This window comes from Rhodococcus maanshanensis NBRC 100610 (genome assembly GCF_001894865.1).
GTDB classification, from domain to species: domain Bacteria; phylum Actinomycetota; class Actinomycetes; order Mycobacteriales; family Mycobacteriaceae; genus Rhodococcus_G; species Rhodococcus_G maanshanensis.
On record NZ_BCXA01000038.1, the window covers coordinates 1 to 14338 of the forward strand.

Consider the following 14338-nt stretch of genomic DNA (forward strand, 5'->3'; position numbering starts at 1 on the left):
GGGGAGCTGGCCGAGACCTTGGATCGGCTCGCCGGCGCCCGCCTGGTCACGCTGACCGGACCCGGCGGGGTGGGGAAGACGCGCCTGGCGCTGGCCGCGGCCGAGGCGGCGGCCGAGGGCTTCCCCGACGGGGTGTGGCTCGTCGAGCTCGCCGAGCTGCGCAGGCCGCCGGCGCCGGAGTCGTCGTCCACCCGCGAGGTGGCCGCGGCGGTGGCTGTGGCGCTCGGGCTCCGCGATGATGCGGCCGCGGGTCCACGCCCTGCGATCGAGTCCGCCGATCCGGCGGACCTCCTCGCCGGTGCGCTGCGATCGAGGCGGTCGCTGTTGGTGTTGGACAACTGCGAGCATGTGGCGGACTCCGTTGCGGCCCTTGTGGATCTGCTGCTGCGTCGCGCACCCGGGCTTCGGGTCCTGGCAACCAGTCAGGAACCACTGGCCGTTGAGGGGGAGGTCCTGCTGGCCGTGCCCCCGCTGCGCCTGCCCGACGTCGATTCGGACGCGGAACCTTCGGCCGTGGCACGCTCCTCCGCCGTGCAGCTCTTTGCGGCGCGCGCCGCGGCCGCTGCCCCCGGGTTCGCGCTCGACGCCGGGAACGCGCGCAGCGTCGCCGCGATCTGTCGCCGTCTCGACGGCATCCCGTTGGCGTTGGAGTTGGCGGCGAGCCGGGTGCGCGCGTTGGGGATCCACCAGCTAGCCGACCGGCTCGACGACCGTTTCCGGTTGTTGTCCACGGGCAGGAGGGACGCCCCGGCCCGCCAGCAGACCCTCCGCGCGGTGATCGACTGGAGCTGGGGTCTCCTCGACGAGCGGGAGCGAATCGTATTGCGCCGCCTTGCTGTGCACGCGGGCGGGTGCGCCCTCGATGCCGCGGAGGCCGTGTGTGCCGGTGTCGGCGTCGACACCGTCGAGGTGCTCGATCTGCTGAGCCGTCTGGTCGACCGATCGCTCGTGGTGGTCGCGGACGACGGCGTGGAGCCGAGGTACCGGCTGCTCGAGTCGGTTGCGATCTACGGGCTCGAGCAACTGCACGAGTCCGGAGAGTTCGAACAGGTTCGACTGCAGCACAACACCTTCTACGCAGATCTTGCCGAAAGGTCGGAATCGCGACTGCGGGGCGGAGGCCAACACGCGAGCCTGCGCCGACTCGACGCCGAGGCAGCCAACGTCCGTGCCGCGCTCGACGGCGCCGCGGAGCGCGGGGACGTGGACCTCGCGCTGCGGATCGCCGACGCGATGGCGTGGTATTGGTTTCTGCGCGGTCGGTTGTCAGAGGGACGCCGGGCGCTCGACGGGGCGCTGGCGCTCCAGGGCGAAGCCACGGCCGCCCGTGCCGCCAGGGTCGGCGCCTGGTGTGCCGGATTCTCGATGTGGGTCGGCGAGGGCGCCTACCTTGCGGAGCGGAGCCGGGCTGCGTTGCGGGCGTTCGACGGTGTCGACGATCGACGTGGGCGGGCGCGGGCGCAGTGGTTCCTGGCGTATGTCCACCTGAGGCTCGGCGCGCTGGAGGCGGGGTCCGAGCTGGTCGACGCGGCGATCGCGACGTTCCGTGAACTCGGCGATCGCTGGGGCATCGGGGCGGCGGAGCACGCCCTCGCGATAACCGCGCTGTTCCGTGGCGAACTCGATTCGGTCGGGCGTCACGGCTCAGCAGCCGCGGCCCTGTTCGCGGAACTGGGGGACGGATGGGGACGGATACAGACCACCGACGTGCTGGCCGCACTCGCGGAGATCGCCGGGGACTATCCGGAGGCCGCCCGCCTGCACCGCGCGGGGATCGGCCTCGCCGAGGACCTGCACCTGTGGACAGATGTCTCGTACCGCCTGTCCGGACTCGGTCGAATCGCCCTGCTCACTGGTGATTTCGATGAATCCAGGGAGCTGCACGACCGGGCGATGCGCGTCGCTGCGGAGCAGTCGCACCGGTTCGCCGAGCAGTTCGCCGAGGTCGGGCTCGCGCTGGTGGCCCGCAGGCGGGGCGATCTGGACGTGGCCAGGGCGCATCTGCAGCGCTGGCTCGAGTGGAATCGACGGCTCGAGGCCGCCCAGGGGGTCCCGTTCTACGGGGTGGTGCTGATCCTCGCCGAACTGGGCTTCAACGCCGAGCAGCGCGGCGAGGCCGAGGAGGCCCTGGCGCTGCATCATGAGGGGCTCGCGGCCGTCCGGGAGACCGGCGATCCCCGCGCGATCGCCCTGGCGCTGGAAGGGATCGCAGGCGCGCACGCGGTTGGCGGCCGCCCCGAGCTCGCGGCGAGGCTGCTCGGAGCCGCCGCCGCGGCCAGGAGTTCGGTGGGGCAGCCGCTGCCCGAGGCCGAGCGCGGCGACGTGAACAGGATCGAGGCCCTGATCCGGGACACCGTGTCCGAGGACGTGTTCGCCGAGGAGTTCGAGCGCGGCGCCGCCCGCGGGATCGGCGATGTCCTGGGCGATCCCGAGCTCGCCGCCGGACGCGCGACGGTGCGGTAACGGGACCCGGTTCCCGGCCGACAAACATACTGTCCGTGCTGTTCCACCTCTCCGAGAGGCAGTCGACGATGAACCGCACCCTCCTCGCCGGGTCCGGCGCCCTGGCCATCGGTCTCGCAACCCTGCTGGCCCCGTCCGCTTCGGCCGAGCCGGACAGGGGGCAGGGTGGGCCGGAGTCGCATCCGTGCAGCGATCACTTCGTTGTGCCTCTCGACCCGCAGGCTTGGACCACCGACAAGATGGTCGTCATCAGCCCGTACGGCACGGATCGCATCTCCTGCGGCTCGTGGCACGGGTTCTTCTATGCGAGCCAGACCGATCCCCAGGGCAAGGTGCACGCCCTGCAGAACCCGCTCGCCGCCATCGGGCTCTTCGGCTCGGGATCCGGGGCCGGGTACGGAGGCGGCAAGGTCTACGTCTGGCAACCGTAGCTCAATCTATTGATCACGAACACATGTTCGAGTATAATTCGAACATGGATCTCGACGAGATGCTCACCGCGCCAAAGAAAGTGGCCGCATGGCAGCTCGTCGACGCCGATCTTCTGCGGCTGATTCCCGAGTTGTCCCTGCGGATGCGGCAGCTCGAGGCGCTGCGGGTCCGCCTCATGCACCAGGTCGATCAGCGTTGCGTGGCCGAGCAGGTCGGGGCGTCCTCGCCCGGCAACTGGCTCGCGGGCGCGACCACCATGGCCCCCGGCCAGGCGAACCGGATCGTCCGACTCGGGCGGGAGCTGGCCAAGCACCCGGAGGTGGCGGCCGAGTTCGACTCCGGAAGAACCGATTACGACCAGGTGCGCGTGATCGTCGAACTCCTCGCGAAGGTCCCCGACGGCGACGCCCCCGCCCGCCCTGACAACAACGCCACCGGCACCACCGCGACCGAGGCCGACGGCGACACCCAAAAGGTGTTCGACATCGTCGGAGCCGACGCCACCCGAACACAGGCCTGCGCCCGCTATCTCCTCTACGCAGCCCGCACCGAAGACTCCACCACCCTCGCCCGCCGTGCGAAGGCGCTCGAGCTGATCCTCAACGGAGACAAGAAGAACCCCGACTCCGAAAACGCCGAACTCAACGAGTTCCATGCCTCACCCGGACTCGGTGGCCGCGTCCACCTCAAAGGACACCTCGACGCCGCCTCCGGCGAAGCCCTCCTCACCGCCCTGTCCGCCCTCTCCAAACCACGCCCCGGCGCCGACAACCGCGACGGAACAACCGGCAAAGACCAACGCACCCCCGCCCAACGCCGCGCCGACGCCCTCACCCACATCATCCGCACCCACCTCGACATCGCACACACACCCACCGAAGGCGGCGAAAAACCCCACATCAACGTCTTCGTCGACGCCGACGACCTCGCCGCCACCACCGACAACCACCACCAAGGCGAACGCCAACAGGGGCGACGGCGCGGCCCCGCTTGGATGCCATGGCTCGGACCGATCACCCTCGACCTCGCCGCCCGGATCTCCTGCGACGCCGACATCACCCCCATCACCATGGACCCCGACGGCAACCCCATCGACGTCGGACGCACCACCCGGCTCATCCCACGCAAACTCCGCCGCGCCCTGAACGCCCGCGACTGCGGCTGCGCCTTCCCCGGCTGCGGCCGACCCGCCGCCTGGACCGAAGGCCACCATATTCAACACTGGTCCAACGGCGGCCCCACCAACCTGTCAAACCTGGTGCTGCTCTGCCGCTTCCACCACACCACCATCCACCGCGGCGACTGGACCGTGGCCATCAGCAAAGACGACGGGCACCCCTGGTTCACCCCACCTCCATGGGTCGACCCCCACCGACAACCCGTGCCGGCACACAACCGGCGCAACCAACTCCCCTTCGCCGCCTGAGGCGATACCACCGGGTCTGCGCCCGGGGGATTGGAGCTGAGTCGAACAGGCGCGGGGCGATTGCCGTGGATCACGCTGCATTGAAGTTGCGGTTGCCCGCCTCGCCGGCCCAGTGCACGCGGGAGCCGCGGTAGGTGACCCATGGTGTACGAGGACTACCATGCGGGCTGGTCTGCTCGACTGACCCGCTTCATTCTCGGAAAGGTATGGCCCGATGGACCCGATCGACCGACTCAGGGAAGAAATCGTGCGGACCGGGTTGCTGACGGCGCCCCAGGCGGACGACGGATTCGTCTTCGGGACCGCTCGGATGCGTGCTGTGGGAACCGATGTCAACGTGAACGTCGACCCCGAATTCGACGACCGTTCCGACATGGACACCGGGACGCTTCTCGCTGCCGTCGAACGGGTGCTCACGGTGACCGACGCACGATGGGGTCAGATCGTCCACTCGGTCGCCGAGGAGCTCGAGGAGGCGGTCGGCGATCAGCCCGTGGTCGAGGCGACCGACCTGCGTGATGATCTGACTCTCACCTCGATGGCAGTCTTCCACGACGCGGTACTGCTTTCCTTCGCCGCGCCGAAGCAGTTTCCCGACAGCTGGATCCGGGCCCAGCTCGACGAGGATCTCGACGTCGATGGCGTCGCCGTGGACGAGAAGGACGACGACACCGAGGTCGTCGAGTTCGAGTCGCTCGACGACCTCTTGGACCACCTGACCGACGACCGCTAGGTCGTCCGCACCGGGCGACCAACCGGGCGGGCGTGCCCTCTTGTCAAGGGGGGTGCAGCGGGCTCAGGCACTGGTCGGCGTGGTCTGCGCGGAGGCGATTCGCCAGCGGTCGCCGTCCTCGACCATCACGTAGGTGAGCTGCCCCGAGGTCGCAGGCAGGGCCGTTGTGGCGGAATCCCTTCCGTCGAAGACCCGTTTGACGCAGGTCACGATCGCCACGTCGTCGCGGTGGAATCGGATGTCCTCGACCTCGACCGTGGTGGTCACGTCCGCGAGTGGTGTCGCCAGGGCCTGGCGCATGGCCTCGGCCAGCGCGTCCCGGCCCGAGACGCGGTGGCCACCGAAGTTGACGATGGTCACCTCGGCGGTGTGCAGCGGGATGAATCGGTCCACGTCGTTCTGGAACTCCACGGCGTCGGCGACGAGGCGGCGGATGGCGGCGAGTGCGGATGAATCGGTGCTCATGTCAGTGCTCCCGGTGGGGTCGTGGTGGTCAGGGCAGGTCCGTGCGGCCGTCCAGGTTGGCGACCATGCGCCGCAGGACATTGACGGTCGCGACGTAGTCGGTGGTCGGTACGCCCTCACGCATCTGGCGGTGCGCCTTGGCGTTCCGCTCGTGGGCGCGGAGCCTCCCGGCCTCACCCTCGTCGGTCAGGGCCAGGGTGCCGTCGCTGCCGCCGACGCGCAGCCAGCCCCTGTCTGCCAGATCGTCGAAGACGGCGCCGAAATCTGTTCCTTCCTCGGCGAATTCGCCGAGACGCTGCGCCAGCGTCGTGCGGGTCCAGGAGTCGGGGGACCCGCTCACGTGGTTGAGGGTCCACCAGTGTGGCTGTGTGAGTCGTTCGACCGCGAGCTGACCGCGGAGCGCCCCCATGATCGCGCGGGCGGCCAGGTCGGTCCAGTAGCCCATGGCCTGGGCGGCGATCACGTCGTCGGGGTAGTCGATCATGGCCATGTCGTTGTCCTGTCAGTGGTGGGGCACAGGTCAGTAGGCGGCGGTGAACCGGACGCGGTGATGCCGTGGCCGTTCCGCCTCGTCGAGCAGCGCCACCGCCAGGTCCTCCACGGAGAGCACGGAGGCACCGTCGGCGTCGACCAGCAGGTCGTCCGCGCCCAGCCGGAACAGTCCGGTCCGTGTGCCGGGCTCGAGCAGTGCGGGCGGGCTGAGGTACGTCCACTGCGCGGACGCATCGGCACGGCATACCTCGAGCTGGTCGGCGCACGCCCGCGCGATGCCCCGCAACGAGGCCGGGAAGTCGGGCTCGTCCATCACGGTCACCCCGGCCCTGCCGGGCACGGTCAGGGTCGCGGCGCCGCCGACGACCAGCAGCCGCACCCGGGTCCGGGCCAGGCCCGCGAGCAGTACCTTCGTGGTGGCGACCAGGTCGCTCTCCCGGCCCGGTGTCGGTCGGGTCGCGCTGATCACCAGGTCCTGGCCGATGCTCAGGTCGATGACGTCCTCGAGGTTCGCCGCGTCGCCGATGCGGACCTCCGCTCCCGCAGGCACCTCGTGTGCCCTGGCGGGGGTCCGCAGCACGGCCGTCACCTCGTGGCCTCGATCCAGGGCCTCTGTCACCGCCCGGCTGCCCACCTGTCCTGCCGCGCCGAAAACTGTGATGCGCATCGTTGTTCGCTCCTGTTCGATTTGTTTGTCAGTGGAATGTCGGATTGCCCGGGGCGGTGCGATCACGCCGGAAGGACGGGGCCGCGCCTGGCGCTCACGCGTTCGGCGACCCAGACCAGGAAGGTGGCGAGGGCCAGTGCGCCGCCGAGGGCGCTCACCCCTGCCCACCCGCCGCGCACCCAGGCGACGGCGGTCAGTGCCGAGCCCGCCGCGCCACCGACGAAGAAGGCGGTCATGAACGCCGAGTTCAGCCGATTGCGGATCTCGGGGGCGAGGGCGTAGATGACGTTCTGGTTGCTGTTGAGCACGGACTGCTGCGCGACGGTCAGGGCGATCGCTCCGGCCAGCAGCCACACCAGCGACGTCGCACCCGCGGCGATCGCCACCCAGGACACCGCCAGCAGAGCGGTGCCGATGCCGGCCACCCACTGCACGTAGCCGCGGTCGGCGAGCCTGCCCGCCACCGGGGTGGCGATCGTCCCCGCGACGCCGACCAGGCCGAAGAGACCGATCACCGCTTCCGACCACCGGTAGTGGTCCGCGACCAGCAGGAAGGTGACGGACGTCCAGAACACGTTGAACGAGGCGAGCGAGAGCGCGGCGATGACCGCCCGCCAGCGCAACACGGGTTCGGTTCGGAACAGGACGACGGTGGAGCGCAGCAGTGCCGGGTAGGACATCCCGGCGGGGGTGTGCAGGCGGGGCAGAACGCGCCACAGCAGCACCGCCACCACGATCAGCAGCACCGCGTTGACGAAATAGACCGTGCGCCAGCCACCGAACTCCGACAACATCCCCGAGACCGTCCGCGCCAGCAGGCCGCCCAGCAGGAGGCCGCTCATCACGGTGCCCACCACCCGGCCACGATGCTCAGGATCGGCCAGCGCCACCGCGAAGGTCACCAGCACCTGCGCCGCCACCGAGGTGATGGCGGCAAGCGCGGTGCCGGCCAGCAGGACGGTTCCGTTGGGTGCGGTGGCCGACATCAGCAGGAACGCCGCGGTGGCCCCGAACAGCGCCACCGCGAGGCCGCGCCGCTCCAGCAGGTCTCCCAATGGGAGCAGCATGATCAGGCCAAGTGCGTAGCCGGCCTGAGCGGCGGTGACGACCATCGCCGCCGTCGACGTGCTGAGTTCGAGATCCTGACGGATCACGTCCAGCAGCGGCTGCGCGAAGTAGTTGCCCGCAGCCACGAGTCCGGTCGAGACCGACATGAGCAGCAACAGCCCTCGGCCGATCCCGGCCTCGGCAGCGTTGTCGCGCTGCGTGGTTCGCGTCATCACGTTTGTCATGAAGGAAGCCTGGCCAGAAAAGATCAATGAGTCCAACACATGTTTGTCACCGCAGCGATCGTGATTCAAGATAGATGGGTGGAGCTACAGCAGATGCGGTACGTCATCGCCGTCGCGGAGGAGAAGAACTTCACCCGCGCGGCCGAACGCTGCCTGGTGGTCCAGTCCGCGCTGAGTCACCAGATCGCGCGCCTGGAGCGAGAACTCGGTGCGAAACTGTTCGACCGGACCAGTCGCCGGGTCGAGCTCACGCCCGCGGGTGAGGCGTTTCTCCCCGAGGCCAGGCAGAGCGTGGAGGCCGCGGAACGGGCCAGGGCCGAGGTCACCGCCGCCGCGGGCGAGATCCGGGGCCGGCTCGCGATCGGTGCCATCCCCACGGTGGGGGCGATCGATCTCGCCGCGTCCCTGAAGGACTTCCGGGCGCGCCATCCGCAGGTACAGATCAGCCTGCGCATGGGGGCGAGCGGCGATCTGGTCGATCAGGTCCGGCTGGGATCGCTGGACGTCGCGTTCCTCGGACTGCGCCCCGAGACCCCGCCGACGGGCGTCTGCGGCGTCGAGCTCGCGCGCGGCGAGTTGGTCGCATTGGTCCCGGCCTCGCACCCGCTGGCAGACGAACGCGCCGTTGACCTGAACCGGCTCGCCGACGAGGTCTTCGTCGACTTCCCGGCTGGGTCAGGAGGGCGAGCCCAGACGGACGAGGCCTTCGCCGCAGCAGGCGTCCGGCGTCGGGTCGCCTTCGAGGTGATGGCGGTTGACTTCATTGCGAGGCTGATCAGGCAGGGCCTGTGCATCGGGCTGTTGCCTGCATCCATCGTGTCGGAGTTCCCCGACCTGCGGGTCGTCGAGCTGGTCGACCCCCCGACGAGGGTGGAGCACCTGGTGTGGGGCCGGTTGCGGCCCACGCCCGCGGCCGCTGCCTACCTGTCGGGGCTCGGGGTCGCGGACGAGCAGCTCCTGTCGCCGCCGCGCCGCCGGGACGGGTAGGGGTCGCGGGCCGGGCTCACCGCGCCAGGGCCGACTCGATCAAGCGCGGCCGGCTGATGCCAAGGAGTTCCAATGTTCTTGCGGCGGTGCCGTGCTCGAGCTCCGCGACGCCGACGACCACGTCCGCGCCGGCGATCGGCCTGCGCTCGGACTTGGCGAGCGCGGTCGCACGCCTGAAGGCGGCCTGTGCTGGTTCCGTCAGCCGCAGCGGCCCGGTCCTCGGCCGTTCCAGTGCGCCGGGCAGTGCGCCGGAGCGACCGGTTTCGCTCAAACCCGCAGCGGTGAGGGCATCTTCGTGCACGCGAGCGATCGCGTCGCGGAGAGCATCCCTCGACACCCCTTCCCGGTCGAAGACGCGCTGCGCGGATCCGTCGGGCAGGGACAGGGCCGCGAGGAGCAGATGCTCGGCTCCCGGGTTCTGATCGCCGAGACGATCGGCCTCGGCCTCGGTTTCCGCGAACAGCTGCTTCATGGTGCGCATGTCGCGTAGCGCGCGAGTGATCCTCATCGACTACTCCTTGTCTGCTTGGCGGCCCCGTCGCCGCGCCCGTGGTGGGCCCAGTCGCTTGTGCGCCGCCTGGCCGGAAATGCCGAGCGCCAGCCCGATCTGGGCCCAGGTCCAGCCGGCGTCGAGGGCTTGTTCGACGGCCTCGATCTCGAGCTGATCCGCCCGGCGCCGAAGGGCGACCACGGACGCGAACGACTGGTCGGGACTCTCGCTCATGTCCATCAACTTAAGTTGATACGGTGAGGCTGTCAACCTTTGTTGATGGGAAGCGGTCTCGGCTACCGGTCGTTCAGTGGGCCCGGCGGCTCAGCGGGCCTCGACGGGTGGAGGGCTGCTCTCCTGGTCGTGCCACACGAACAGCAACCGATCCCGCTCGAGGGTCGCCCAGGCGCGGGTGGGCGTCGGGTGCGGGGACCCGCCTGCGGCCTCGCCGTCGCCGTTCCAGCGCCAGCGGTGGATCGGGCAGTCGATCGTGTCGCCCACGACGGAGCCGTGACTCAGGTCGCCGCCCATGTGCGGGCAGCGGGCGTCGAGGACCCGGATCTCGCCGCTGCGGTCGGCGAACGCGACCAGCTTGGTGCCGAAGGCCTCGATGGCATGCGGCTTGCCGTCACGGTAGTTCTCGGCCGGTCCGAGGCAGTGCCATCCGGTCTCGACAGCGGTCAACGCGCGTCCCTTCGTTCCTGGCGTGGGCGCGCGCAGTCCAGGGTCCGGTCGCGCGGCGCATCGACGCCCATCCGCGCAACCGTGTCAATCCGAGGGTGGGGCGTCAATCGGTCCATCCGCTGGGCGGAACGTGCGTGGTTCGGCGGCGACTCGAGGCCTGCTCACCAGTCCCAGCGGGGCACTTCCTGGCAGGGATGAAGGTCGACGTCGTCGGTCGCGTGCGAGTTCTGCACCGCCACTTCGGTCCCGAAGCGGAGGTAGTCGCGCAATGAGGTGCGGAATCGCGTGTCGGAGGGTAGTCCGGCGTCGTCGGCGGCGGTGAGGAACAGGTCGACGAACCGTTGACGCTGCTCCTCGCTGATCTGCTTGCCGCGATGGACCTCGAGGAGCGCGGGGAATCCGCCCAACTCGTCGGTGTAGGTGGTGGGCCCGCCGAACACCTCGGCGAGGAAATCCGTCAGGTGATCGATGTGGCTGGGGCTGCCCGCACCGAACAGCGGGTGCAGGAGCGGATCGGCGAGGACCCGCGGGTACCAGGTCGCGACGAGGCGGTGCAGTCCTTCCCGGCCGCCGACATGCTCGAAAAGTGATTCGGTGGTGTTCCTGTCCGCTGTCATGGCACTCCTCGGTTGGGAATGATTACATGATTACAGAATTACTTCCGGTCTGCGGAGGATCGAGGTGCCGCTCCGTCACCAGCGGTCGGCGACCCCGGGTGCTGTACGGCACCCGGGGTCGCCCTGATGGGCTAGCCGACCAGCTTGGCCTTGAGGGCCGCGATGGTCGCCGGGCTCAGCCCGAGGCCTTCGGTGAGGTAGTTGCTGACACTGCCGTAGTCGGCGGTGATCTGCGCGAGGCCGGCCTCGAGGAAGCTCTGGTCGACACCGAGGACCGGCGTCAGGTTGGCGGCGGCCTGCGCGCCCATGGCCGCGGTGATCTGCGCCAGGGTCTTCTGGTTGGTCTCCGCGAGATAGGTGTTGCTCAGCAGGTAGTCGTCCATGACGGTGGCGGCGGGGACGCCGGCGATCGACTGCAGCAGCATGGAGGTCCAGCCGGTGCGGTCCTTGCCCGAGGTGCAGTGGAAGAGCTGCGCGCCGTCACCGGTGGCGATGTCCGTCAGCACCTGTGCGAAGCCGGCCCGACGGGCGGGGTCGGTGACGAAGCTGCGGTTGGTGTCGATCATGAACTGGCGGCCCTGTTCGGGCGACTGGATGGTCTGGGCGAGCTGGACCAGGTCCGCGAACTCGATCGGGATGCTCTTGTATGCGACGCCGTCCGGCAGCTTGTCCTGGCCGCCGACCAGCGGATTGGCGATCTCGGCCGCGCCACGCAGGTCGTAGACGTCGGCCAGTCCGAGGGTGGTGAGGGTCGCCTTGTCGGCGTCGCTGGTCTTGGTGAGCGCGTTGGAGCGGTAGATGACGCCGCGCTTGAGGTGCTTTCCGTCGGAGGTGGCGTAACCGGCGCCGTCGTTGCCCGCCACATCGCGGAAGTTGGCCACGGACGACAGCTTCGGCGTCGGTGCGAGGACCGGATTGCTCGAGCCCGGGTCGAGCAATCCGCCGAGCGAGCCGGTGTCGATCGAGCTGAGGTCGAAGGCGCCCGCGGTGGCGGGCGCGGTTAACAACAGGCCGCCTGCGAGCAGAAAGGCGGCGGCCCTCGCGGTACGGGTGGACAGCGTTCGGGAGCGTGTGGACATGTGATGGAGCCTCTCTCTGTCTGCGTGGAACGGACCGACCGAAGGGATTGACGGACGGTGGTCGAGCCCGGCGAGGGCCGGGGCCGGTCAGGGGGCGACGTCACCGACCCCGGTGAAGCCGTAGCGCTGGTGGGGGCCGATGACCGCCACCTCGAAGAGGCCTGCGCCGGTGTGGGAGTCGCCGTCCTCGTTGACGGTGAACCGGGCGAGGTTGTCGACCGGGCACAGCATCTTCTTCCACGGCTCGATCGCCGAGACCTTCTCCCGCAGTCCCTGGACCACCAGCTCGCCCTGCCACATCCCGTGGCGCCAGTCCTGCTCGAGGCCGTAGCCGGTGCCGACGCCGAGATAGTGCGGCAGCACCGGTTCGCAGGTGACCGAGAGGATCCGGTCGGGCTCGCCCGGTGCGCCGGGGCGTCGGAAGTGCAGGGTTCCGGTGGCGACCTCCCTGGTGCCGGGAACGAAGGTCAGCTCGTGGTCGGGCCGGCCCAGCCACTCCGGCTCCCTGGTGCGGTCCGACCAGACCCGGGTCGCGTCCTCGACGATGCGACGACCCTGCTGGTCCTCCTGGATGACCGTGACGATGGTGAAGTCGCCGAACTGCATGATCGAGTAGATCCAGAAGAAGTTCTGGCTCGCGGCGAGCGCCGGATCCGCCTTGCGCCCAGGCGGTTCCGCCTCACCGACCGGGCGGACACCCCACGAGCGGTCGCGGTTGCCTCGCCAGGTGTCCGCGGTGACGGGCAGTACCTCGCCGTCGACGGTGAGGGATCCGGACCACGAGCCTGTCTGCACGAACCGCTGGGTGTCGAACGTGACCCGCTCGAGCTGGCGGTGGAAGTGCCTGGCCTCGAGGTTGGCGGGCCCGTCGGACTCGAAGACGAGATCGAAGCCGAGGTCGGGTGCCTCGGTGCTCGGGTCCAGCACCACCCGCAGGCGGTGCAGGCCCTCGAGGATCTCGATCCGCAGCGGTCCGACGGACAGGTCCATCCGGTCCTCGCCCAGTGCGCGGGACGCCCGGAAGACGATGTGGTCGTCCCCGCGTCGCAGCACCGCAAAGCCGTCGCACACACCGAGATTGGGGTACTGACCGAGTCCGATGATGAGGAACAGCGGGTCGGTGTCGCCGTCGAGGCCGGGATGGCAGTTGAAGTAGTAGCGGTCGTAGAAGTTGCGGTCGGAGGTGCCGACGTGCCGGATGGTCTCGGCGATCTGGTGCACCGGGTAGTCGTCGAGCGGGGACAGCGTCATCGGGCGGATCCCGTCGCCACCGACGACCAGTAGGTGCCGTCGAGCATGGCCTCGAGCGTCGCGCGGTGCAGGATCATCTCGTCCGGGTTCGCAGGCAGCTCGGCCTGGCCGAACGCGACGGCGCGGCACTGCACGCGGAACATGATCACGGCGTGCCGCAGCGCGGCGTAGAGGGTGTAGAAGTCCAGGTCCGCCGCTCGGTGTCCGGTCAGCTCCATGTAGGTCGCGGTCACGTCCTCGCGACGCAGGAAGTCGGGCATGCCGGGCAGGCCGGCCATACCTGCGAGGTCCTCGAAGAACCTGTGCAGGAAGATCATCCAGCTGAGGTCGAGTTCGCGCGGCCCGATCGTGGCCATCTCCCAGTCGAGCACCGCCGTCGGCTCGAAGTCTCGGAACATCATGTTGCCGATCCGAGCATCGCCCCAGCAGAGCACCGCGGGCCCTGCCTCGGTGGGCAGGTTCGACTCGACCCAGTCGAGTCCCCGCTCGATCAGCGGGGACCGGGGACCGTCGGCGGTGGCCCACTCGTAGTACCGTCGCTGCGCCGCCACGTGCGCGCGCAGTGTTGCCGCACCGGTCAGTTCGGTGCCCTCGGCGACCAGGTTCGGGCAGGCCTGCTGCGGATGAGCCATGGCGTGCAGCTCGGCCAGAACCCCGACGGAGGCCCGTTGGAGCCGGGACCGATCCTCGGCGGAGGCCTCGGAGAGCCAGGACCCGAACGTGTAGGGCATGACGTCCGGCGGGACGTCCCCGTCGAGCCGTTCCATGACGAAGAACTCGCCGCCGAGTGCCTCCGGGCGGGACTCCGACCAGTAGACCCGGGGGATCGGCACGGAGGTGTGGGCGGCGACCGCCTGCATCACCTCGTACTGCTGGTTCAGGTCGTAGGACGGGAAGAGCGGCGCCGCGCTGGCGGGCGGCGCGATCCTGGCGACCAGGCGGTACTCGGATCGGGCGCCGTCCTCGGTCCAGGTCGCATCGAACAGCACGGTCTCGTTGGACATTCCGTTCGCCGACGGGACCTCGATTGAGGTCACCTCGGGGTTCGCGCCGAGGCCGAGCACGGTCCCGAGCCAGCGCTCGAGGCTCGCCCGCATCACGGCGGGGTCGTTGCGGGATTCGCCGGGCCGGGCGAGTTCGGCGTAGTCGGGATCTACGTCGGCAGTTTCAGAGGTCATCACCACTCCTCGTGGTTCGGGTGGCGCCGATGCGCACGTGGCGATAGTCGATACACGTTGTATCGACTAAAGTCGTGACAGA

The 14338-nt window shown here is 69.6% G+C and carries 16 protein-coding genes; 5 read left to right on the plus strand and 11 right to left on the minus strand.

The window, feature by feature from the left end:
* The 4 genes from RM1_RS26455 to RM1_RS18385 form a co-directional block, all read left to right on the plus strand.
* Nucleotides 1–2463, plus strand: a 2463-nt coding sequence (locus RM1_RS26455; protein WP_072753169.1) for an ATP-binding protein, incomplete at its 5' end; no start/stop codon positions are given.
* A gap of 68 nt (nt 2464–2531) precedes the next feature.
* Nucleotides 2532–2894, plus strand: coding sequence for a hypothetical protein (locus tag RM1_RS26460; protein ID WP_072753221.1), 363 nt, complete (start codon nt 2532–2534; stop codon nt 2892–2894).
* 44 nt (nt 2895–2938) lie between these two features.
* Nucleotides 2939–4321 (plus strand): HNH endonuclease signature motif containing protein, encoded by a 1383-nt coding sequence (locus tag RM1_RS18380; RefSeq protein WP_169922345.1) that lies wholly within the window; start codon nt 2939–2941, stop codon nt 4319–4321.
* A gap of 214 nt (nt 4322–4535) precedes the next feature.
* Nucleotides 4536–5054 (plus strand): cytochrome C5, encoded by a 519-nt coding sequence (locus RM1_RS18385; protein ID WP_072753171.1) that lies wholly within the window; start codon nt 4536–4538, stop codon nt 5052–5054.
* Between the two features lie 63 nt (nt 5055–5117).
* Here RM1_RS18385 and RM1_RS18390 read toward each other — a convergent pair whose 3' ends face one another.
* From RM1_RS18390 to RM1_RS18405, 4 genes are all read right to left on the minus strand, one after another.
* On the minus strand, nt 5118–5519 hold the full coding sequence (locus RM1_RS18390) for an SgcJ/EcaC family oxidoreductase (RefSeq protein WP_072753172.1): 402 nt from the start codon (nt 5517–5519) through the stop codon (nt 5118–5120).
* A 28-nt stretch (nt 5520–5547) separates the two neighbouring features.
* Entirely contained in the window at nt 5548–6009 is a 462-nt protein-coding gene (locus RM1_RS18395; protein ID WP_218019718.1) for a winged helix DNA-binding protein, read from the minus strand.
* Nucleotides 6010–6039: 30 nt separating this feature from the next.
* Nucleotides 6040–6678, minus strand: a complete 639-nt coding sequence (locus tag RM1_RS18400) for an NAD(P)-dependent oxidoreductase (protein ID WP_072753173.1) — start codon at nt 6676–6678, stop codon at nt 6040–6042.
* A gap of 62 nt (nt 6679–6740) precedes the next feature.
* Nucleotides 6741–7970 (minus strand): MFS transporter, encoded by a 1230-nt coding sequence (locus tag RM1_RS18405; RefSeq protein ID WP_072753174.1) that lies wholly within the window; start codon nt 7968–7970, stop codon nt 6741–6743.
* A gap of 78 nt (nt 7971–8048) precedes the next feature.
* On the opposite strand from RM1_RS18405, the gene RM1_RS18410 reads away from it, so the two are divergent.
* The gene (locus RM1_RS18410; RefSeq protein WP_072753175.1) at nt 8049–8957 is read left to right on the plus strand and encodes a LysR family transcriptional regulator; all 909 of its coding nucleotides are present in this window, start codon (nt 8049–8051) and stop codon (nt 8955–8957) included.
* A 16-nt stretch (nt 8958–8973) separates the two neighbouring features.
* Here the strand turns inward: RM1_RS18410 and RM1_RS18415 are convergent, their stop codons facing one another.
* The 7 genes from RM1_RS18415 to RM1_RS18445 all read right to left on the minus strand — a co-directional run bounded on the left by RM1_RS18415 (nt 8974) and on the right by RM1_RS18445 (nt 14256).
* Complete coding sequence (locus tag RM1_RS18415; protein ID WP_072753176.1) at nt 8974–9465, minus strand: Clp protease N-terminal domain-containing protein; 492 nt, start codon at nt 9463–9465, stop codon at nt 8974–8976.
* A 3-nt stretch (nt 9466–9468) separates the two neighbouring features.
* Entirely contained in the window at nt 9469–9681 is a 213-nt protein-coding gene (locus tag RM1_RS18420; RefSeq protein ID WP_245816446.1) for a hypothetical protein, read from the minus strand.
* Between the two features lie 90 nt (nt 9682–9771).
* On the minus strand, nt 9772–10131 hold the full coding sequence (locus RM1_RS18425; RefSeq protein ID WP_072753178.1) for a Rieske 2Fe-2S domain-containing protein: 360 nt from the start codon (nt 10129–10131) through the stop codon (nt 9772–9774).
* A 161-nt stretch (nt 10132–10292) separates the two neighbouring features.
* Nucleotides 10293–10748, minus strand: a complete 456-nt coding sequence (locus RM1_RS18430) for a group II truncated hemoglobin (RefSeq protein ID WP_072753179.1) — start codon at nt 10746–10748, stop codon at nt 10293–10295.
* Nucleotides 10749–10879: 131 nt separating this feature from the next.
* Nucleotides 10880–11827 (minus strand): tyrosine-protein phosphatase, encoded by a 948-nt coding sequence (locus RM1_RS18435; RefSeq protein WP_072753180.1) that lies wholly within the window; start codon nt 11825–11827, stop codon nt 10880–10882.
* 87 nt (nt 11828–11914) lie between these two features.
* Nucleotides 11915–13078 carry an Rv3169 family protein gene (locus RM1_RS18440; RefSeq protein WP_072753181.1) on the minus strand — a complete coding sequence of 388 codons (1164 nt, stop codon included), beginning with the start codon at nt 13076–13078 and terminating at the stop codon, nt 11915–11917.
* Nucleotides 13075–14256 (minus strand): phosphotransferase family protein, encoded by a 1182-nt coding sequence (locus RM1_RS18445; protein WP_072753223.1) that lies wholly within the window; start codon nt 14254–14256, stop codon nt 13075–13077. Before RM1_RS18445 ends, RM1_RS18440 begins: the two co-directional genes overlap by 4 nt.
* Between the last annotated feature and the right edge of the window lie 82 nt (nt 14257–14338).

Bases quoted from the DNA above. Each gene is read 5' to 3' on its own strand.
- RM1_RS26460 (WP_072753221.1), top strand. From the start codon at position 2,532: ATGAACCGCACCCTCCTCGCCGGGTCCGGCGCCCTGGCCATCGGTCTC.
- RM1_RS18380 (WP_169922345.1), top strand. From the start codon at position 2,939: ATGGATCTCGACGAGATGCTCACCGCGCCAAAGAAAGTGGCCGCATGG.
- RM1_RS18385 (WP_072753171.1), top strand. From the start codon at position 4,536: ATGGACCCGATCGACCGACTCAGGGAAGAAATCGTGCGGACCGGGTTG.
- RM1_RS18390 (WP_072753172.1), bottom strand. From the start codon at position 5,519: ATGAGCACCGATTCATCCGCACTCGCCGCCATCCGCCGCCTCGTCGCC.
- RM1_RS18395 (WP_218019718.1), bottom strand. From the start codon at position 6,009: ATGGCCATGATCGACTACCCCGACGACGTGATCGCCGCCCAGGCCATG.
- RM1_RS18400 (WP_072753173.1), bottom strand. From the start codon at position 6,678: ATGCGCATCACAGTTTTCGGCGCGGCAGGACAGGTGGGCAGCCGGGCG.
- RM1_RS18405 (WP_072753174.1), bottom strand. From the start codon at position 7,970: ATGACAAACGTGATGACGCGAACCACGCAGCGCGACAACGCTGCCGAG.
- RM1_RS18415 (WP_072753176.1), bottom strand. From the start codon at position 9,465: ATGAGGATCACTCGCGCGCTACGCGACATGCGCACCATGAAGCAGCTG.
- RM1_RS18420 (WP_245816446.1), bottom strand. From the start codon at position 9,681: ATGAGCGAGAGTCCCGACCAGTCGTTCGCGTCCGTGGTCGCCCTTCGG.
- RM1_RS18430 (WP_072753179.1), bottom strand. From the start codon at position 10,748: ATGACAGCGGACAGGAACACCACCGAATCACTTTTCGAGCATGTCGGC.
- RM1_RS18435 (WP_072753180.1), bottom strand. From the start codon at position 11,827: ATGTCCACACGCTCCCGAACGCTGTCCACCCGTACCGCGAGGGCCGCC.
- RM1_RS18440 (WP_072753181.1), bottom strand. From the start codon at position 13,078: ATGACGCTGTCCCCGCTCGACGACTACCCGGTGCACCAGATCGCCGAG.
- RM1_RS18445 (WP_072753223.1), bottom strand. From the start codon at position 14,256: ATGACCTCTGAAACTGCCGACGTAGATCCCGACTACGCCGAACTCGCC.